This window comes from Kitasatospora acidiphila (assembly GCF_006636205.1).
Classification (GTDB): Bacteria; Actinomycetota; Actinomycetes; order Streptomycetales; family Streptomycetaceae; genus Kitasatospora; species Kitasatospora acidiphila.
Genome location: NZ_VIGB01000003.1, coordinates 4,059,068 through 4,076,343, shown reverse-complemented (window position 1 = coordinate 4,076,343; position 17,276 = coordinate 4,059,068). Strand labels below are relative to the sequence as shown.

The window sequence follows — 17,276 nt, the reverse complement described above, 5'->3', positions numbered from 1 at the left end:
CCGCCAGTGCCCGGGCCCGGTACCATCCCGGGCCCGGAGCGGGGGATCAGCCCTCGACGGTGCTGCGGACCGGCTGTTCGGCCTCGGTGAGGGCTTCGCCGTCGGCGGTCGGCAGGGCCTCGCTGTCGGCGGCCGACCGGTCGTTCTTGTCGCCCTGGTTGGGCACCACGAAGCGGTAGCCGACGTTGCGCACGGTGCCGATCAGCTGCTCGTGCTCGACGCCGAGCTTGGCCCGCAACCGCCGCACGTGCACGTCGACGGTCCGGGTGCCGCCGAAGTAGTCGTAGCCCCAGACCTCCTGCAGCAGCTGGGCGCGGGTGAAGACCCGGCCGGGGTGCTGGGCGAGGTACTTCAGCAGCTCGAACTCCTTGAACGTGAGGTCGAGCACCCGGCCCTTGAGCTTGGCCGAGTAGGTGGCCTCGTCCACCGAGAGGTCGCCGTTGCGGATCTCCATCGGGCTGTCGTCCACCGCGGCCTGCGCCTTGCGGCCGATCGCCAGCCGCAGCCGGGCCTCCACCTCCGCCGGGCCCGCGGTGTCCAGCAGCACGTCGTCGACGCCCCACTCGGCGGTGACGGCGGCCAGGCCGCCCTCGGTGACCACCAGCAGCAGCGGGGCGCTCACCCCGGTGGAGCGGAGCAGCTGGCAGAGCGAGCGGATCTGCGGGAGGTCGCGGCGGCCGTCGACCAGTATGACGTCGGCGCTGGGGGTGTCGACCAGGGCGGAGCCCTCGGCCGGGGCGACCCGGACCTGGTGCAGCAGCAGGCCGAGGGCCGGCAGTACCTCGGCGGAGGGCTGCAGCGCGTTGGTGAGGAGGAGGAGAGAACTCATACCCGGGGTGTCCCCTTTGCTTCTCCGTGGCCTGCCGGGACTGCGCAGGCTGCTCGTGGTGCGGCTGGTGGGGCACACATCGTCGTGCGACAGCCGACACGGGTGGGTTACCACTCGCAAGGACGTCCGGATGGGTGTCCTGAAAGCACAAAAGGACCCGAGGGCGACATTGCCCGGATCCCTTGCGTACCAGAGAGAATAGCCCAACAGGGGCCGCCGACGCAGGGGCGGAGCAGCGTGACGAAGATCGCGTCGTGCCGCGTGCGCCCCCGGTGCGACCGGGCTGGCCTGGGGCGTTCCCGGTGCGGGCGGAGCCGGGCCATCATGGAGCACGGCACGCCGGATCCGTATTCGTCCATCTTGCAGAAGGGGCCGCACGATGTCCGCGACCACCGAACCCTCCGCCGGCCTCCCGGATGCGCCGATGGCGGAGGTGACCGGGACGATCCGCTACTGGGCGGCCGCCAAGGCCGAGGCGGGCATCGCCGAGGAGCCCTACCGGGCGGCCACGCTGGCCGAGGCGCTGGCGCAGGTGCGGCAGCGGCACGCCGACCGGCCGGGCTTCGTCCGGCTGCTGGACATCTGCTCCTACCTGGTGGACAGCGAGCCGGTGGGCGGCCGGGACCGCGCCGAGGTGCGGCTGGCCGAGGGCGGCACCGTGGAGGTGCTGCCGCCGTTCGCCGGCGGGTGACCCCGCCGGGCCCGGCGGTCGGGCCGACCGGAACCATGGTCACCGGTGGATCGTCGTACCGGCGATGGCAGGGCCGCCGGGGGAGCACCGGTGGCCGTCAACGGGGAGAGGGAAGTCGATGCGGACCTGGATCAAGGTGACCGTCCCGGTCGTGGCGCTCGCCGGCCTGCTGGTGGGCGCGGACCGGGTGGCCGTGAACGTGGCGGAGAGCCAGGCGGCCGACAAGCTGGCCGGCCACCAGGGCATCTCGGGGCGTCCCACGGTCTCCATCGACGACATGCCGTTCCTGACCGACCTGATCGACCAGAAGCTCGGCAAGGTCTCGCTGTCGGCCGCCAGCATGACGCTGACCGGCAACGGCGGGCAGAGCGTCCAGCTGCACGACTTCCGGGCCGATCTGAGCGGGGTGAAGGTGAACTCCGGCTACACCTCGGCGACGGTGGACTCGGGGAGCGGCCACGGCCTGATCGGCTACCAGGAGGTGCACGACCTGATGGGCCTGGACTCGCGGATCTCGCTCGGCTACGGCGGCCCCGGGCTGGTCAAGGTGGGCTACGAGATGCTCGGCCAGAAGCTGTCCGCCACGGTGACGCTGCAGAACAACGGCAACACGATCCTGGTCGGCAGCGTCGGCAACCTGCCGCCCGGCCTCGCCGCCATGCCCGGCGTGGGCGGGATGATCCAGCGGGACCTCGGCGCCAAGAGCTTCACCCTGCAGGGGCTGCCGGTGGGGCTGCACCTGGACAGCGTGACGCCGCAGCCGGGCGGCATCGAACTCTCCTTCGCGGGCACCGGCGTCACGCTGACCAGCTGAGTCCGACCGGCCGAGCACGGTCGGGACGGGGTCAAATCCCAGCATCCGACATATTTCATCTCACTATTCGACATGTTGGTGACAGGGACGGGATCGGCTCCCTAGCATCGTGCCCATGAAGCGACAGGCGAATCTCACCAAGCGGCGGGCGGTAGACCTCTGCCGCGTGGCTGCCTGCCTGTGTCGAATGCGCTGATCGGCGGCCTGCCCAGGCAGGCTCCAAGCGCTACCCACCTGCTGCCGCGGCCGGATCGGGCATGTTCAAAGCCCGCGGCCGCACCTCCCGCGTACTGCCCGACGGCACCTCGTACCCCGTTCATCATCCCACTATCCGGACAGAAAATCGGACAAGTGGACTTACAGGGCCAATCGACCGCCGTCCGGGCCATCACCTTCCGCCAACCGCCCCCGGATGGAGACAGAAGACATGAGCCGCAGTGACGTCCTGGTCGACGCCGACTGGGTCCAGGCCCACCTGGACGACCCGAAGGTCGTCATCGTCGAGGTGGACGAGGACACCGCCGCGTACGACAAGAACCACATCAAGAACGCCGTCCGGATCGACTGGAAGAAGGACCTCCAGGACCCGGTCCGCCGCGACTTCATCGACCAGGCCGGCTTCGAGGCGCTGCTGAGCGCCAAGGGCATCGCCAACGACGACACCGTGGTGCTCTACGGCGGCAACAACAACTGGTTCGCCTCCTACGCCTTCTGGTACTTCAAGCTCTACGGCCACCAGGACGTGCGCCTGCTCGACGGCGGCCGCAAGAAGTGGGAGCTGGACTCCCGCGACCTGGTCGACGGCGCCGAGGTCCCCAACCGCCCGGCCACCGACTACCGGGCCCAGGCCCAGAACACCGCCCTGCGCGCCTTCCGCGACGACGTGGTGAACGCCATCGGCACCAAGAACCTGGTCGACGTCCGCTCGCCCGACGAGTTCTCCGGCCGCCTGCTGGCCCCGGCCCACCTGCCGCAGGAGCAGTCGCAGCGCCCGGGCCACGTGCCGAGCGCCCGCAACATCCCGTGGTCGAAGAACGCCAACGACGACGGCACCTTCAAGTCGGACGACGAGCTGCGCGCCCTCTACGCGGCCGAGGGCGTCGACCTGTCCAAGGACACCATCGCCTACTGCCGGATCGGCGAGCGCTCCGCGCTCACCTGGTTCGTGCTGCACCAGCTGCTGGGCCAGGAGAACGTCAAGAACTACGACGGCTCCTGGACCGAGTACGGCAGCCTGGTCGGCGTGCCGATCGAGCTCGGCGCCAACTGAGCACCGCGCGCGGCTTCACGAGCAAGGAGAACAGACATGTGTGGTGCGAAGGCCGGCGGGCCCGACCTGGCAGGAGTTGACGTGGCGAACGAGACGATCATCCAGGGTTCGGTGACCCGCGACGGCGAGCCGGTCAACGGCTATGTCCGGCTGCTCGACGCGAGCGGCGAGTTCACCGCCGAGGTGCCGACCTCGGCGACCGGCCAGTTCCGCTTCTTCGCGGCCGAGGGCCAGTGGACCGTGCGTGCGCTGGTGCCGGGCGCGACCGTGGACCGCAAGGTGGTCGCGTCCAAGGGCGCGCTGACCGAGGTCCCGATCGCGGTCTGAGCGGCGATCCGCCCGAACCGAGCGACGAGCCCCTGCCCAGGCGGGGGCTCGTCGCTTCACCGCGAACGCTCTACCGTGAAGGTGTGCAGCAGCGCAACCGGCACCGCTACTACTTCGTGATGATGGGCGTCTGCCTCGGGCTCTTCGTCCTGGCCTGGGGAGTCGTGCGGTTCTTCTCGGTCGGCGCGGCGATCGGCATGTGCGTGGTGGCCATGGTGATCCCGCCGCTGGCGGCCGTCTTCGCCAACCGGCGCGACCCCGAGGACGACTGGTGGGAGGACCCGCGCTGGGACGACCCGGACTGGGACAAGCCGGGCCACGACCGCGACCGTCCCGACCACGAGCCCCGGGAGCCCCGGGAGCCCCGGGACAGTCAGTAGAACCGTCAGTAGACCAGCGCCTGCACCCCGTCGCCCATGATCTCGCTGACGAAGACCTGGGCGCCCGCGATCCGGACACCGGCCACCACGTCGGCCTGCTCGATGCCCCGGCGGGCCGCGCACTGGGTGCACAGCGTGACCGTGCCGGCCGCCAGGATCCCCTCCAGCAGCTCCGGCAGCGGCGCGGCATGCGGAAGCTCGAACTCGGCGGCCCGGCCGGGCAGCGCGAACCAGGACGACTCCCCGGTGAGCCAGAGCGAGACCTCGACCCCGCTGGCGACCGCGACGGCCGCGACGGTGAACGCCTGGGAGCAGCGCTCGGGCGCATCGGCTCCGGCGGTGACCTTGATGACCAGCTTCTTCGACACGCGCTCAGCCTAGACCGGTTGTGGCGGCCCTCACCGCGTCACCCCGGTGCCCGACCGATAGACTCGCGCCGTCACCGTCCGTCCGTAGTTGAGCCGAACCGGGAGCGCCCCATGAGTGGCCTTGAGATCTTCTTCGATGTTCTGCTGGCCGTCATGTCCATCGTGATCGTCTGGTTCGCCGCCTTCTCGGTGATGAAGCTGTACCAGGGCCAGCGCTGATCCCTCCCGGTACCGTAGGGGTTGTCCGCTCAATCCCCGACCGCCCTCAGGACCATGATCGAGATCCCTTCTGACCTCCACCCGGACGTCGTTTCGCTGGCTTTCCTCCTCGGCACCTGGGAGGGCGCGGGCGTCCACGACTTCCCCGGCTCGGAGAAGTGCAACTTCGGCCAGGAGATCGTGTTCCGGCACGACGGCCGGCCGTTCCTGGAGTTCCGCTCCCGCACCTGGGTGCTGAACGCCGAGGGCGACAAGGTCCGCCCGCTGGAGAACGAGCACGGCTTCTGGCGCGTCACCACCAACCAGCGCGGCACCAGCGGCGAGCGCGAGGTGGAGCTCTCGCTGGTCCGCGACGACGGCACCGTCGAGATCTGGTACGGCAAGCTGGCCGACGGCAAGCCCCAGATCGAGCTGGCCACCGACGCCGTGGCCCGGGTCGAGGGCTCGGCCCCGTACAGCGGCGGCAAGCGGCTCTACGGCTTCGTCGAGGAGCAGCTGCTCTGGGTCGGCGAGAAGCAGGCACCCGAGGTGCCGCTGCGCCCGTACATGTCCGCCCAGCTCAAGAAGGTGCTCAACCCGGCCCAGCTGGTCAAGGACGTCAACGACCTGCCGGACGACGGGATCGCCTTCTTCCGCTGACCGGCCGGGCCTCACCGGTCGCCACCGATCCCCACCGAGCGAGGGACGGCATCAACGCAGTGAACGACGGTACGACCGACTGGAAGGCCGACCTGCGCGAGCGCGGCTACCGCCTCACCCCGCAGCGCCAGCTGGTGCTGGAGGCGGTGGACGTGCTCGACCACGCCACCCCGGAGGAGATCCTCTCCCAGGTCCGGCGGACCGCCAGCGGGGTGAACATCTCCACGGTCTACCGCAACCTGGAGCTGCTGGAGGAGCTGGGCCTGGTCTCGCACGCCCACCTGGGCCACGGCGCGCCGACCTACCACCTGGCCGGCCGCCACCACCATCTGCACCTGGTCTGCCGGGACTGCGGCTCGGTCATCGAGACCGACACCGCGATCGCCACCCCGCTCATCGACGCCCTGCGCGACCAGCACGGCTTCGACACCGACCTCAAGCACTTCGCGATCTTCGGCCGCTGCGCCGACTGCACGGCCAAGCTCCGGCAGGGGCAGTCGTAAGCTGGCGGGCATGAAGAGCCCGCTGCTGTCCCTGCCCGGAGCCGTCCCCGCCGAGGGGCCCGACGAGGGGGTCGCGGCGCACTACGGCGACCTCTTCCGCGAACAGCGCGAACTGGCCGCCGGCCGCGCCTTCGCCGACCTGTCGCACCGCGGCGTGGTCACCGTGACCGGCCCGGACCGGCTCAGCTGGCTGCACCTGCTGGTCACCCAGCACGTCAGCGAACTCCCGCCGCAGCAGGCCGTGGAGGCGCTGATCCTCTCCCCGCACGGGCACGTCGAGCACGCCCTCTACCTGGTCGACGACGGCACCACCACCTGGGCGCACGTCGAGCCCGGCACCCAGGGCGCGCTGATCGAGTACCTGGAGCGGATGAAGTTCATGTACCGGGTCGAGATCGCCGACGCCACCGAGCAGTTCGCGGTGGTCCACCTGCCGGCCGGCAATCCGGCCGCGGCCACGGCGGCGGCCGCCGTGCGGGAACTCCCGTGGGGCCGCGACCTGTTCCTGCCGCGCGCCGAACTCGCCGCGCTCACCGAGGAGTTCGGCAGCCCGGCGGGCGTCTGGGCGTACGAGGCGCTGCGGATCGAGGCGCACCGCCCGCGGCTGGGCTTCGAGACCGACCACCGCACCATCCCGCACGAGGTGGACTGGCTGCGCACCGCCGTCCACCTCAACAAGGGCTGCTACCGCGGCCAGGAGACCGTGGCCCGGGTGCACAACCTGGGCAGGCCGCCGCGCCGCCTGGTCTTCCTGCACCTGGACGGCACCGAGGAGACCCTGCCCCCGCACGGCACCGAGCTGCGCCCGGCCGGCGACCCTCAGGGCCGCCCGGTGGGCTTCGTGACCTCCTCGGCCCGCCACTACGAGCTGGGCCCGATCGCGCTCGCCCTGGTCAAGCGGAACACCCCGGTGGACGCGGTGCTGCTGGCCGGCACCGTGCCGGGCACCCAGGAGGTCGTGGTGGCGCCCTGACGGCTGCCGGGGATCAGACCTCCAGCAGCACGGTGAACGGCCCGTCGTTCACCAGTGAGACCTTCATGTCCGCGCCGAACCGGCCGGTCTCCACCTTGGCGCCGAGGGTGCGCAGCTGCTCGACCACCTCGGCCACCAGCGGCTCGGCGACCGGGCCGGGCGCGGCGGCGTTCCAGGTGGGGCGGCGGCCCTTGCGGGCGTCGCCGTAGAGGGTGTTTGGGTGATATATCCAGTCAGCGCCTCATAGCACTACAGCTCAGCAGGGTCAAACTGACTGGTCAGAGCGATGAAGGCAGCCGATGATCTTCTCGTTGTTTGTCCTTCATCGCCGCCGTTTGTCGTTGCCGTGCTGACTCCGTGCTGACCCGAGCTGCCCGGATGAGCATCGAGCTGCGGACCCTTGTCGGGTCCGCAGCCAACAGCCGCCATCGAACCCTCGTTCGAGTTTAAGGATCTCTTGAGGCCTACTTAAGGAGTGATGGACTACTCGCATAGCGCAACGCTTGACACGGGATTGTCAGGCAGGCTTTACTGTCTTCAGGTAGCCCTGCCAATAGCCCGGGGACGACTTTGAAGGGTCACAATTCCAATGCCCATGCCTAGCAAATTGCCAGAAGACAGCGTTCTCTTGCGCGAGCATTATATCGAGAACCTGTCTCTGAGTGAGATTGGCAGAAGGTACGGCGTCAATAAGTCGAATGTCAGTCGACGCTTTCAGAATATGCGCCGGCCGCACGGCGGGAATGCGGCGCTAAACTATTCTGAGTATCTTCCATGGCAGATCAGCAGGGATTATCTGGACTCCGCTCCCGCGCTAATGCTCTATGCGCACATCCGGCATCAGGCCGGAATTGAGATCCCCGAGGGTACGATGAAGCGTCTGCGAGGCTTCTGGACCAAACTCAATGACGGATTGATCCTGGCCGCGGCACAAGCGGAGTCGCCGCCGGGGCTCAAGCTGGAATATGTTCCGAGGCGCCTGACGGATGGCCGACTGGTGGTTCGTTGGCCTGACGATGCACAGCCAATAAAGTCTGGTCAGGTCATGGTGCTCGCACTTCCGGAAGAGTGGTAGAGGCAACCTGACGTAGTACGCCTGCGGGCCGGCTGACGCGCAGCAGCCGGCCTCATTTGTTGACATTTAACGCAACGCTTGACATCCGTATGGAAGATCGTATGATCTTCATCACGCCGATCATGCAAGGTGCCTTCCGCTTGCGTGGCATCGGTGTCACACCTTCACAGAGGGGGCATGTGGGCAGTATGACCGAGGATCAGCGCGTGACCATGGGGGAGATAGCTCGTGAACATGCCGGCCCTGAGGCTGGCGCAACCATCGTCTACGACAACTCGCCATGGGGGCGCCTGATCGTCGTCAGGTACATGCACGCTACCTGTTACTGGCTCATGACAAGCGAACACACCGAAGCCGAAGACCTCACTGAGATGCTGGCACTCGTCCCAGATGAAGTCTCGTTCGAGCGCTCTGAGGGCGCCCCGAACGGCTTCGGTCATCAGGCGCGAAAATGCGTGATCCACTATCTGTGGACCTATCAGAAGGGGGTTCCGGTTGCCCGAACAGAGAAAACGAAGGTCGTACTCTCAGCTGAAATCTTGGGCTAGCTGTGGGAAGGCATATGAGCTCGAACGGGTCGTCAAGGCCCCAAGTCGGCCAGCCGCATGGTTTTCGCACGGCACCGCATTTCATGCCGCGGTTGAGGCGTATGAGCGATCCCAACGGCGCCTCTCGCCGGATGAGTGCATAGCCGCTTTCGAGGCGGCATGGGCGGAGTCCATCATGAGGGATTACGAGCGTCAGCCCGATCTGTCAGTATGGATGACAGGTGGCCGGCGCAAGCCGGAAACCGACATTGAGACTCGCTATGCTGAAGGCAAGTCGCAAGTGCTTGCCTATCTTGACTACGTGTCAGAGTCTGGTGAGACTATCTGGACCGCGCCTGATGGGCGCCTAGCCATCGAGCTGGAAATTCAATTCGTCCTGTCGGACATACCTGTTATCGTCTACATTGATCAGGTCATTATCACTTCAAACGGCCGACTGGTCGTCAGAGACTTGAAGACCGGATCAAGCTACAACTCACCGTTGCAGCTTGCGACCTATGATCTGGCTCTCGAAGCCGAGTACGGCCTGAGGGCCGGATGGGGAGACTTCTGGCTCGCCAAGAAGAGCAAGCCAGACAACCCCGTCGATCTTCATCCCTACACCGCGGAGCGAGTAGGCGCGTGGTACGCGCAGATGGATGCCGGGGTCTCGGCTGGCATCTACGTTCCATCTCCGACCGACAGGTGTCGCAACATGTGCGGCGTATCCCAGTGGTGCACCGCAGTCGGCGGTGTCGATTACTACCCCAACTCTCTTTAGGAGGAACTGACTTGACGACTCCCTATGGCGCTCCGGTTCCCTCGCACAGCGAGGCACCGATCTCCGTTAACTTCAAGATCCCTGAGGTTCCTGGTGCCCCCATGCTGACCGTACGGGCCAACAACGGTCAGGAGCTTGCCGGGCTCACCGGTGATGTTGCTCGCGTGGGCGTCGACGTCGGCCGATCTCTGATCGACTTCCGATCCGGCTTTCTTGCTGGCGCTGGTCTTGATACTTCTCAGGCCGCCCCCGCGGCTCCGGCTCCATCGGCTCAGCAGACCTATCAGCCGGCTCAGCCTACGGCTGGCTACGGCACTCCGGCTCCGGATCAGCAGCAGTACAGCATGCCTGCCCAGCAGTACAATGCCCCACCGCAGCAGTACGCGGCTCCGCCTCAGACTGGCGGAACCGGTCCGGCGCCCACCTGTCCTCATGGTCAGCGCGTCTACAAGACGGGTGTCAGCCCGAAGACTGGGCAGCCGTACAAGATGTGGGCATGCCCCGCCCCTCAGGGTGCTGGCCAGTGCAAGCCGGAGTGGGTCAAGTAGTTCTCTTTTTTTAATCTGAAACGCAACGCTTGACAGTCTGCCCCGAAAGGGGCAGGCTCTTCCTGAGGGAGACGCCATAGAAACCCTCGTCCAAGCCAAAAACCAGCGCGGCAACGCTGGTGAGCCGATCCCGACCATCTTCCAGAGCTTCGAAGAAGCCGGCATCCAAATCCGCCAGGGTCAATTCACTTTGATCTCTGCCGCACCGGGAATCGGGAAATCTGTCCTGGCTCAGACGATTGCTACCAGAGCCAGTCTGCCAACCTACTACTTCAGTGCCGATAGCGATCGCTTCGAGATGTATGTCCGGGCAGCAGCGATGCTGACCGGATGGCGGACCGAAGACATCGGAAATGCAATCTTGCATGGCAAGACCGACACGATCGACGCGAAGCTTTCCGAGGCAAGCTACATCCGCTACGACTTCAAGTCGTCGCCGACCCCGGATGATGTCGAGGACGAGCTTCGTGCCTACGCCATGACCTACGGGATGTGGCCAAAGCTCATCGTGATGGACAACATCTCGAATCTTGATTTCGGCGGCAGCGCGACTGATACTGCCGCCCTTGAAGAGGGATGCAACTTCCTCCACGACATCGCTCGTGAATCCGGTGCGGCAGTCATCGCCCTGCACCATGTGCAGGGGCCCTACAACGATGGAAATGTGCCCGTCCCTCTCTCTGGACTTCGAGGCCAGATTGGACGAGTCCCCGAAGTCGTCCTGACTCTGCACAATGCGAGCGATCAGCTCGATATCGATTCGGGACGACAGGTCATTGGGGTTAATGCGGTGAAGAACCGCGGGGGCAAGGCTGATCCCGCGGCAAAGAGCGTCATTCGACTTACGTACATTCCGGAAAGGATGCAGCTCATTGGGTAAGGTCATCGCCGCTTACGCGGCACTCTGGCTCGCTGCTGCCGCAGTGACCATCGGTTTCTGGGTTGGTCTCATCTACTGCATCTGGCACTTCGCACTCGGCAAGTAAGGAGCATCATGGATTACCAGGTTTGGATGACCGACGTAATGTCTAAGCTGATGAAGCCGGCGAAGCCGACATTCACCGAGAATCGCGCCGGCAAGCGCGCGAAGCTCAAGAGCCTCCGTCGGCGCGGAACGGGCTTCACTAAGTGACCCGTGCCGCTACGCGGCCATGTCGAAAGTGCGGCAAGAATCGCGCTGAGCGCTTTTTTACGAGTTCCCGAGGCCATACTTGCTCCACGTGCCGAAAGGCGGCTAGAAGCCGCGGCAGGCACGCCCAGAGGGTAATGGAGACCTACGGCCTGAAGGCCGGAGAGTATGACGCTCTACTCGCCGCTCAGGGCGGCGGGTGCGCTATCTGCCGCGGCGTCCGCCGCTATCGACTCGCTGTTGACCATAACCATAGGACAGGCCTTGTCCGCGGGCTCCTCTGCAACATGTGTAATTCGCGGCTTCTGACGGCCGCGCGAGACAAGCCTGAAGTACTCCGATCTGCTGCTGACTATCTCGATGCGCCTCCGGCGCGAAAGCACATCGGGGATCGCTACTACCAGAAGGAGCAAGCATGACCGGGAAGACGTTGCCCGAGATCTACCGTAAGGCTGCTGAACTCGTCCTGAAAATTGGAAAGAACGAGGGAGAGATGAAGCACACGGCTATCGATGAGTCTGGCGAGGTGGAGTGCTTCGGGTATTGCACTATGGGCGCGGTCTTGGACACCGCAGGTGAGCTAGACAAGTTCGGCAACTATGTCGTCTCCGGCTTCGTTGATTCGCCAGAATTCCTTCGGCTGGCCACGCCGATCGCTGATCAGATTGTCCGGTCTGGGCGCTATCCGGAGCTTTACTATTCCACCGATGTTGATCGTTCCTTCTGGGTAATCGCCAACTGGAACGACGATGGCTATGCCAACGCAAAGCCCACGGCTCAGGATGTTGCCCAGCTTCTGCGAGAGACCGCGGATGCGGTCGAGAAGGAGGATGCCAAGTAATGGCGCTCTACAAGGTAGTCAGGACCGACGAAATCCAGCCCGGTGAACTCATTGATGCCCACGTTATTGCCGGCGGCGCGCGTCTGGCGCGCATGATGGTTGCCCACATGAACGGCGTGAGCAAGGGGGCAACGAACATCAAGGCCGAGAAGATCGATACGGCAAAGATCGACGCGGTAATCAGCGTCTACTTCGATGAGCGCGAGAAGGAGGATCCTTCCAAGTGATCACCATTGCCCTGTTCGGTGACAACCTGACGACTGCTGATCTCGGATGGTTTCGGGAGGCTGTTCACGGGGCCTCCGGCCATTCCGGCAATGACTATCCGATCGAGATCGTTGATGGAGTGATCTCGGTCGAGATCCCGGGCGAGGAAGAGGAACCGACCACCCCCGAACGTCCGTTGAAGGTCGGGGATATGGTTCGAGTTCTTGGGGATCATCCAAGCCGATCGCGATTCGAAAAGGGCGAGATTGTTGAGATCGTCGTCATCGAGTCCGAGAATTGCGTTCAGGCCGAAGGCGTCTCGGGTCGCTGGTGGATGAAGGCAGCCGATTTTGAGCGAGTCACCGACTAAGCCTCCGATTCTAGACGTGATCCGGCACTATCACCCCGATGCGATAGTGCCGGTCCGTGAATGGGGATGGCAGAAGATGAGATGTCCGTTCCATGGGGAACGGAATCCATCGGCCTCCGTCAATCTCGAAGCCAACTACTTTCAATGTTTCGTCTGTGACGCCTCCGGCGACTCATGGGCAATCATCATGAAGGAGGAGGGTTGCGATTTCCGTAGTGCCGTCGAATTCGCTGAAGGAACTTTACGGTTCAGCGGTGGAGAGATACGCGGCGGCTCTTCCGTCCAACGACGCCGCGGTTTCCTATCTGACGAAGCGCGGCCTGTCAGAGGGCAGCGCTCAATCCTTCAAACTCGGGGTCGTCGCCGGCCCCTTTCCGGGACATGAGCAGTATCTAGGCCGCCTGGTCATCCCGTACCAAACTCTCGGCGGCATCTGTGGAGCCGCATTCCGCTGTATCACCCATGAGGACTGCAAGCCGATCCACAATGACAAGTACCTGTGGCCATCGGGCTTCGGCCGGCGCATGTTCAACACTCCAGCGCTCGACATCGACTCGCCATACATCGCCATCTGTGAGGGCGAGATAGACACGATGACCGCGGCACAGGCCGGTATCCCGGCCGTAGGAATCCCTGGAGTGAAGGCATGGCAAGACTTCTGGGCGCGGTGTTTCCGCGGCTACGACACTGTCTTCGTCCTGGCAGACCATGACGATTCCGGAGAAGGCCAAGCCATGGCGCACAGGGTCGGCTCTGCCATCTCATCGGCTCGAACAGTCCTCATGCCCGAAGGGCACGATGTCAATTCTTACGTTCTAGAGCACGGGCAAGAAGCCCTGCGAAGCAGGCTCGGTCTTTAACGCCCTGAAACGCAACGCTTGACAAAGGAGCACATCTTGAAGCCTGATGACACACGACTTATCGACAGCTTGGAAGAGGATATGTACAACGACAAGTTCTTCCTTCAGGCCAACAACACCAGGACACGCGTTCGATATGCCAGTGAGATGGCTGCTGGGATCGAGGTAGACGCGATCGAAGCCGGCCTATCGAAGGATGCCGCAAGGATGCTTTCCATCCGGGCGCTGGAGTACATGACTGGCCTTGTGTTGGTGGCCGAGTGACTCGAACCGAGACGATCCTTATCTGGCCCGATACTCAGATCCCCGAGCAAGACGATCGAGCGGTAAACGCGCTCATTGCATTCATCAAGGACCATCAGCCTGACACGATCGTCGACATCGGCGACTGGATGGATTTTGCTCCCCCAAGCCGATGGAGCAAGGGCACCGCGGCAGAGTTTGATCAGACTCTCGGTCGAGACCTGAAGAAGGCTCACGAGATCCAGGCGAAGGTCCGAAACGTCTGGGATGGCGAATGGAAGCGCCATCTAGGAAACCACGATCTCCGAGTCTCGGATTCCGTCAAGCGATACACGCCATGGCTCCACGGCTATGAGGGCATCTCTTACGAGTCCATGCTGAGACACGAGGAGTTCGAGATCGAGACGCTACCGACTTTCTACGACGTTGCTCCGGGCTGGATTTCGACCCACGGTCACAAGGGCGTGAATGTGAACCCGCGGCCGGCTGGTACGGCCATGAGCCTGGTCAAGAAAACGGGCAAGTCCGTCGTTTGCGGCCACACCCATCGAGCTGGACTAGAGCCATGGGATCAAGGCTACAACGGGCGCACAAAGCGCCTGTGGGCTATGGAAGTCGGCAATCTTATGGACATGAAGAAGGCTGGCTATCTCGGTCTTGGGGCTGCCAACTGGCAGCAGGGATTTGGCTTGCTGCATGTCACCGGACGAAGCGTTCGTCCCGAGGTTATCTACATCGAGAACGGCCGTTTCACGGTCGCAGGAAGGGAGTATCGATGATTCTCTCTTCCGATGCAAATCACAGAATCCGCTTTGCCGGGCGAAACATGGATTGCTCGCCAAACGGCAGTGAATTACAGCCGTGACGTCACTTCGATCGATCTGACTCTTCAACACATCCCGCGAAGGAGCACAAACATGACTGAGGCATGGGCCGGTCGCAAGTACCAATGGAGCACCACTGAAACCGTTGTTCTGGTCGAATCCGAGCCGTTCAAGGCAAGCGACGGATTGACGTATGTTGCATGTTGCCGTCCGGGCGGACACCCGTCACTCACGCTTGCCTCATCGCTCGAAGATGAGAGCCACTACAAGCGCATCCGCGAGCCGAAGCACGCCGTAGGCGACAAGGTCAGCGATGGCTATGAGACCTTCACCATCGATGCCGTATCCCGGTCCGCAGACAAGGATGGGGACTTCGGATATATCGGCCGGGACCCTCACGGCAACTTCGATCTCATCTTCGGCGACAACTTCGAGAAGGTGAGCGAGTGACCGAGATCGACTGGACTGCAATTCACTCCCTCGCTCAGCGAGTCGGGAAGAACGTGGCCCGGAAGTGGCCCGGTATCGAAGCCGAGGATCTGTCTCAGGAGGCCCTGACGGCTCTCGTTGAGCATCCCGAGATGCATCAGAAGCTCTCCGAGAATCCCGGCCTCATGGGCGCCTTCATGACCCGCGTGGCGACGCGGTATGCGTCCCGAGAGCGCTATGACTACACGGTCCGATCGGCTCGATATCTCTACACGCCGGCTGAGGTCCGAGGACTTCTGGAGAACGCCTATTGGGATGAGTCCCTGCGAGAGACTTCGGTCCCTACTGGACCGGACGATCGGACGGCTCTCCTGGTCCATGAGCACGTCTGCATTGCCCTCTGGGATCTCGATGCCGCTATTGAGTCTCTTTCTGGCATGGATCAGATGCGACTGACGCGCCGATTCCGAGATGGCGAGGAATACCCGACTGATGCCGCCCGTAAGGCGGTTGATCGAGCCATCGACACCCTGACTCAGCGAATCAACGAGCGAATCAATCGCACGCCCGTCGACCACGACGGGCCCGGAAGCCGGAAGGCCGGCCGCATGCCGGCCGCAGTCTAAGGAGGGGAATCTTGAAGGTCGTTGCATGGCTTATCGGCTTCATCATCGCTGCTGGCATCGTCTTCGGAGTCGAGGCATTTGTTGCTGAGATGCTCCACCTGATCTTTCCGCACGTCCTGAGCTTCTGGAAGTGGTTCGGAATCGTCTTCCTGGCGAACTACGGTCTTTGGCTCATCGGCAAGCACTCCAAGAGCGATGCCTGACGGCTACCGCCGGCTGATCGAACAATGGACCGCCCGGGGCGTTGCCCCGGGCGTTGTCCGGCAGCTCATGCGAACCGCAAGGAGATGGGAGAACGCGAAGCGATGCTGATCAATGGTGACGATTACGAGATCAGCCCCGGAGTCTGGGAAGCCTTCGAATCCTGGTGGGGCGATAAGGCATATCGACAGGCCGGCATGGTCGAGATGATCGAGAAGAAGGTTCGGGAGGTAATTGACTATGCGACTCACTGACTGGCGAGGGAACGAGTATGGGGTCGGGGACAAGGTTTTCTACCCGACTGGCTATGGCAGCGGCTCTGAAATGGTTCTCGGCGAAGTCCTCGCCATCGAGGAGTGCGAGGAGGAGCGTTGGAGCTACCAGACGCGAGAGCGTGTGAGCCACACGGTAACCAGAGTCAAGGTCCAGGGCATCAAGGGCTCGATGTCCGGCGAGCGTGATGGGCATCCCGCGTGGCCGAATATCAAGAACATCACGGTGATTGACCATGGCTAAGTTCATTGCTGACCAGCCTGCCGAGCCGACCTACACCATGGAGTTCACGCAATCTGAACTCCGGCTCATATCGGATGCCTTCGGGGATATGGCCGACGGCCGATGTCATCTCACGTACCCCGATGAGGGCAACGCGGCGAAGCCAACCGCGGAGAGCCTGGAGAAGGTCAAGTCCATCAACGATGCGATCGACGGAATTCCCAACCTTTTTGACGCGACTTCGGACTACTTCGATCGGTGGGAAAACTTTGCCTGATGCCGTCTACATCTCCGGCCCCATGAGGGGCCTGCCGAACTTCAACTACGACTTGTTCAACTCGGTGGCGGACAGCCTTCGTCAGTCCGGGATGGTCGTCCTCAATCCCGCCGAGAACTTCGACGGAGATCAAAGCCGGGAGATCTCGGAGTACATTCGGGCGGATGTTCAGATGCTGCTGAAGGCATCCATGATCTTCCTCTTGCCCGGATGGCAGGACTCTGAAGGCGCACGCCTTGAGTACCTGGTTGCGAAGGCTCTCGGGCTAGAGATCGTCCATCACGCCGATGCGGACCCCACAGAGCCGGCGGAGATGACCGCGGCAAGGATCGTCCGGAATGGGGAGCGACAGGCTGTCTACGGCCATCCGAGCGATGATTTCAGGCGCACTGCAAAGGAGTGGTCGGCCGTCTTCGGCCGAGAGGTTCAGCCACTCGAAGTCGCCATCGGCATGGTGCAGTTGAAGCTGTCCCGGCTCATCGGGACGCCGGGACATCGAGACTCGATCATTGATGCGATCGGCTACATGATCTGCTACGAGAGGATCATTCAGCACGGATAGCCGATCTCGGGTGTCACATGAACGTGTAAGGGCCGGCCACTTGGCCGCTGCCCCCACAGACGGAACACGGTACTTCGACCTGTTCGGTGTCAGGAATCTGCGTCCCGTCGGGCTGAACCCGTAGGACCACGCGTGTTTGCTGCTGCCGACCGCCGACGCATGAAGTGCACGGCATTGGGGCTTGCGCCATGCTGACGCTCCTCTGTTTTGATAGATGATCTACTGCAACAAATAAAGCCCCCGGCCTGATGGCCGGGGGCTTCTGTGT

General features: G+C 63.7%; 31 protein-coding genes and 2 pseudogenes. 30 read left to right on the top strand and 3 right to left on the bottom strand.

Annotated features, from left to right (window positions below; all coding sequences use genetic code 11):
• Window positions 1-46 precede the first annotated feature (46 nt).
• Window positions 47-829 (bottom strand): response regulator transcription factor, encoded by a 783-nt coding sequence (locus tag E6W39_RS19165; RefSeq protein ID WP_141634568.1) that lies wholly within the window; start codon window positions 827-829, stop codon window positions 47-49.
• Window positions 830-1,208: 379 nt separating this feature from the next.
• Here E6W39_RS19165 and E6W39_RS19160 point away from each other — a divergent pair, with 379 nt between their 5' ends.
• From E6W39_RS19160 to E6W39_RS19140, 6 genes are all read left to right on the top strand, one after another.
• Window positions 1,209-1,520 (top strand): MoaD/ThiS family protein, encoded by a 312-nt coding sequence (locus tag E6W39_RS19160; protein ID WP_228718216.1) that lies wholly within the window; start codon window positions 1,209-1,211, stop codon window positions 1,518-1,520.
• A 118-nt stretch (window positions 1,521-1,638) separates the two neighbouring features.
• Entirely contained in the window at window positions 1,639-2,334 is a 696-nt protein-coding gene (locus tag E6W39_RS19155) for an LmeA family phospholipid-binding protein (RefSeq protein ID WP_181799338.1), read from the top strand.
• Window positions 2,335-2,449: 115 nt separating this feature from the next.
• Window positions 2,450-2,530, top strand: coding sequence for an Ms5788A family Cys-rich leader peptide (locus tag E6W39_RS44200; RefSeq protein ID WP_372495682.1), 81 nt, complete (start codon window positions 2,450-2,452; stop codon window positions 2,528-2,530).
• 231 nt (window positions 2,531-2,761) lie between these two features.
• Window positions 2,762-3,604 (top strand): sulfurtransferase, encoded by an 843-nt coding sequence (locus E6W39_RS19150; protein WP_141634566.1) that lies wholly within the window; start codon window positions 2,762-2,764, stop codon window positions 3,602-3,604.
• Window positions 3,605-3,640: 36 nt separating this feature from the next.
• Entirely contained in the window at window positions 3,641-3,931 is a 291-nt protein-coding gene (locus E6W39_RS19145) for a DUF1416 domain-containing protein (RefSeq protein WP_101381718.1), read from the top strand.
• Window positions 3,932-4,050: 119 nt separating this feature from the next.
• Complete coding sequence (locus E6W39_RS19140) at window positions 4,051-4,311, top strand: hypothetical protein (RefSeq protein ID WP_407658623.1); 261 nt, start codon at window positions 4,051-4,053, stop codon at window positions 4,309-4,311.
• Between the two features lie 5 nt (window positions 4,312-4,316).
• Here the strand turns inward: E6W39_RS19140 and E6W39_RS19135 are convergent, their stop codons facing one another.
• Window positions 4,317-4,679, bottom strand: coding sequence for a DsrE family protein (locus tag E6W39_RS19135; RefSeq protein ID WP_101381720.1), 363 nt, complete (start codon window positions 4,677-4,679; stop codon window positions 4,317-4,319).
• Window positions 4,680-4,952: 273 nt separating this feature from the next.
• Between E6W39_RS19135 and E6W39_RS19130 the strand changes: the two genes are divergently transcribed.
• Genes E6W39_RS19130 through ygfZ form a run of 3 tightly spaced genes read left to right on the top strand, consistent with a single transcriptional unit; the run spans window position 4,953 to window position 7,013 of the window.
• Window positions 4,953-5,537 carry an FABP family protein gene (locus tag E6W39_RS19130; protein WP_101381721.1) on the top strand — a complete coding sequence of 195 codons (585 nt, stop codon included), beginning with the start codon at window positions 4,953-4,955 and terminating at the stop codon, window positions 5,535-5,537.
• 59 nt (window positions 5,538-5,596) lie between these two features.
• Complete coding sequence (locus tag E6W39_RS19125) at window positions 5,597-6,040, top strand: Fur family transcriptional regulator (RefSeq protein ID WP_101381722.1); 444 nt, start codon at window positions 5,597-5,599, stop codon at window positions 6,038-6,040.
• Between the two features lie 10 nt (window positions 6,041-6,050).
• Window positions 6,051-7,013 (top strand): CAF17-like 4Fe-4S cluster assembly/insertion protein YgfZ, encoded by a 963-nt coding sequence (gene ygfZ, locus E6W39_RS19120; protein ID WP_141634564.1) that lies wholly within the window; start codon window positions 6,051-6,053, stop codon window positions 7,011-7,013.
• Window positions 7,014-7,026: 13 nt separating this feature from the next.
• Here ygfZ and E6W39_RS19115 read toward each other — a convergent pair.
• Window positions 7,027-7,227 (bottom strand): annotated as a pseudogene (locus E6W39_RS19115) (D-aminoacyl-tRNA deacylase); the annotation flags it as partial.
• Between the two features lie 381 nt (window positions 7,228-7,608).
• Between E6W39_RS19115 and E6W39_RS19110 the strand changes: the two are divergent.
• From E6W39_RS19110 to E6W39_RS19025, 21 genes and pseudogenes are all read left to right on the top strand, one after another.
• Window positions 7,609-8,088 carry a hypothetical protein gene (locus E6W39_RS19110; RefSeq protein WP_141634563.1) on the top strand — a complete coding sequence of 160 codons (480 nt, stop codon included), beginning with the start codon at window positions 7,609-7,611 and terminating at the stop codon, window positions 8,086-8,088.
• Between the two features lie 101 nt (window positions 8,089-8,189).
• On the top strand, window positions 8,190-8,636 hold the full coding sequence (locus E6W39_RS19105) for a hypothetical protein (RefSeq protein ID WP_141634562.1): 447 nt from the start codon (window positions 8,190-8,192) through the stop codon (window positions 8,634-8,636).
• On the top strand, window positions 8,584-9,396 hold the full coding sequence (locus E6W39_RS19100) for a RecB family exonuclease (RefSeq protein ID WP_181799337.1): 813 nt from the start codon (window positions 8,584-8,586) through the stop codon (window positions 9,394-9,396). Before E6W39_RS19105 ends, E6W39_RS19100 begins: the two co-directional genes overlap by 53 nt.
• Before the next feature lie 101 nt (window positions 9,397-9,497).
• Window positions 9,498-9,944, top strand: a complete 447-nt coding sequence (locus E6W39_RS44540) for a hypothetical protein (protein WP_456152140.1) — start codon at window positions 9,498-9,500, stop codon at window positions 9,942-9,944.
• Window positions 9,945-9,981: 37 nt separating this feature from the next.
• Window positions 9,982-10,824: a DnaB-like helicase C-terminal domain-containing protein gene (locus tag E6W39_RS19090; protein ID WP_141634560.1), complete on the top strand. Its 843-nt coding sequence runs from the start codon at window positions 9,982-9,984 to the stop codon at window positions 10,822-10,824.
• Between the two features lie 114 nt (window positions 10,825-10,938).
• On the top strand, window positions 10,939-11,076 hold the full coding sequence (locus E6W39_RS39490; RefSeq protein WP_181799336.1) for a hypothetical protein: 138 nt from the start codon (window positions 10,939-10,941) through the stop codon (window positions 11,074-11,076).
• A 134-nt stretch (window positions 11,077-11,210) separates the two neighbouring features.
• Complete coding sequence (locus tag E6W39_RS19085) at window positions 11,211-11,492, top strand: endonuclease VII domain-containing protein (RefSeq protein ID WP_141634559.1); 282 nt, start codon at window positions 11,211-11,213, stop codon at window positions 11,490-11,492.
• Window positions 11,489-11,914 carry a DUF6197 family protein gene (locus tag E6W39_RS19080; RefSeq protein WP_141634558.1) on the top strand — a complete coding sequence of 142 codons (426 nt, stop codon included), beginning with the start codon at window positions 11,489-11,491 and terminating at the stop codon, window positions 11,912-11,914. The genes E6W39_RS19085 and E6W39_RS19080 overlap by 4 nt, the downstream gene beginning before the upstream one ends.
• Complete coding sequence (locus E6W39_RS19075) at window positions 11,914-12,141, top strand: hypothetical protein (protein WP_141634557.1); 228 nt, start codon at window positions 11,914-11,916, stop codon at window positions 12,139-12,141. Before E6W39_RS19080 ends, E6W39_RS19075 begins: the two co-directional genes overlap by 1 nt.
• A complete protein-coding gene (locus E6W39_RS19070; RefSeq protein WP_141634556.1) occupies window positions 12,138-12,491 on the top strand; it encodes a hypothetical protein in 354 nt (117 codons plus the stop codon). The genes E6W39_RS19075 and E6W39_RS19070 overlap by 4 nt, the downstream gene beginning before the upstream one ends.
• A gap of 76 nt (window positions 12,492-12,567) precedes the next feature.
• Window positions 12,568-12,708, top strand: a pseudogene (locus E6W39_RS44195) (CHC2 zinc finger domain-containing protein); the annotation flags it as partial.
• A 37-nt stretch (window positions 12,709-12,745) separates the two neighbouring features.
• A complete protein-coding gene (locus E6W39_RS39485) occupies window positions 12,746-13,351 on the top strand; it encodes a toprim domain-containing protein (protein ID WP_181799335.1) in 606 nt (201 codons plus the stop codon).
• A gap of 36 nt (window positions 13,352-13,387) precedes the next feature.
• Window positions 13,388-13,615, top strand: coding sequence for a hypothetical protein (locus E6W39_RS19055; protein ID WP_141634553.1), 228 nt, complete (start codon window positions 13,388-13,390; stop codon window positions 13,613-13,615).
• A complete protein-coding gene (locus tag E6W39_RS19050; protein WP_141634552.1) occupies window positions 13,612-14,373 on the top strand; it encodes a hypothetical protein in 762 nt (253 codons plus the stop codon). The genes E6W39_RS19055 and E6W39_RS19050 overlap by 4 nt, the downstream gene beginning before the upstream one ends.
• A 138-nt stretch (window positions 14,374-14,511) precedes the next feature.
• Window positions 14,512-14,868 carry a hypothetical protein gene (locus E6W39_RS19045; RefSeq protein ID WP_141634551.1) on the top strand — a complete coding sequence of 119 codons (357 nt, stop codon included), beginning with the start codon at window positions 14,512-14,514 and terminating at the stop codon, window positions 14,866-14,868.
• Window positions 14,865-15,473, top strand: coding sequence for a hypothetical protein (locus E6W39_RS19040; protein ID WP_141634550.1), 609 nt, complete (start codon window positions 14,865-14,867; stop codon window positions 15,471-15,473). Before E6W39_RS19045 ends, E6W39_RS19040 begins: the two co-directional genes overlap by 4 nt.
• 11 nt (window positions 15,474-15,484) lie before the next feature.
• On the top strand, window positions 15,485-15,676 hold the full coding sequence (locus tag E6W39_RS19035; protein WP_141634549.1) for a hypothetical protein: 192 nt from the start codon (window positions 15,485-15,487) through the stop codon (window positions 15,674-15,676).
• An 84-nt stretch (window positions 15,677-15,760) separates the two neighbouring features.
• Window positions 15,761-15,928, top strand: a complete 168-nt coding sequence (locus E6W39_RS39480; RefSeq protein ID WP_181799334.1) for a hypothetical protein — start codon at window positions 15,761-15,763, stop codon at window positions 15,926-15,928.
• On the top strand, window positions 15,915-16,190 hold the full coding sequence (locus tag E6W39_RS19030; protein ID WP_141634548.1) for a hypothetical protein: 276 nt from the start codon (window positions 15,915-15,917) through the stop codon (window positions 16,188-16,190). The genes E6W39_RS39480 and E6W39_RS19030 overlap by 14 nt, the downstream gene beginning before the upstream one ends.
• Window positions 16,183-16,446 carry a nucleotidyl transferase family protein gene (locus E6W39_RS39475; protein WP_181799333.1) on the top strand — a complete coding sequence of 88 codons (264 nt, stop codon included), beginning with the start codon at window positions 16,183-16,185 and terminating at the stop codon, window positions 16,444-16,446. Before E6W39_RS19030 ends, E6W39_RS39475 begins: the two co-directional genes overlap by 8 nt.
• Window positions 16,439-17,008, top strand: a complete 570-nt coding sequence (locus E6W39_RS19025; protein WP_181799332.1) for a DUF4406 domain-containing protein — start codon at window positions 16,439-16,441, stop codon at window positions 17,006-17,008. The genes E6W39_RS39475 and E6W39_RS19025 overlap by 8 nt, the downstream gene beginning before the upstream one ends.
• Window positions 17,009-17,276 lie beyond the last annotated feature (268 nt).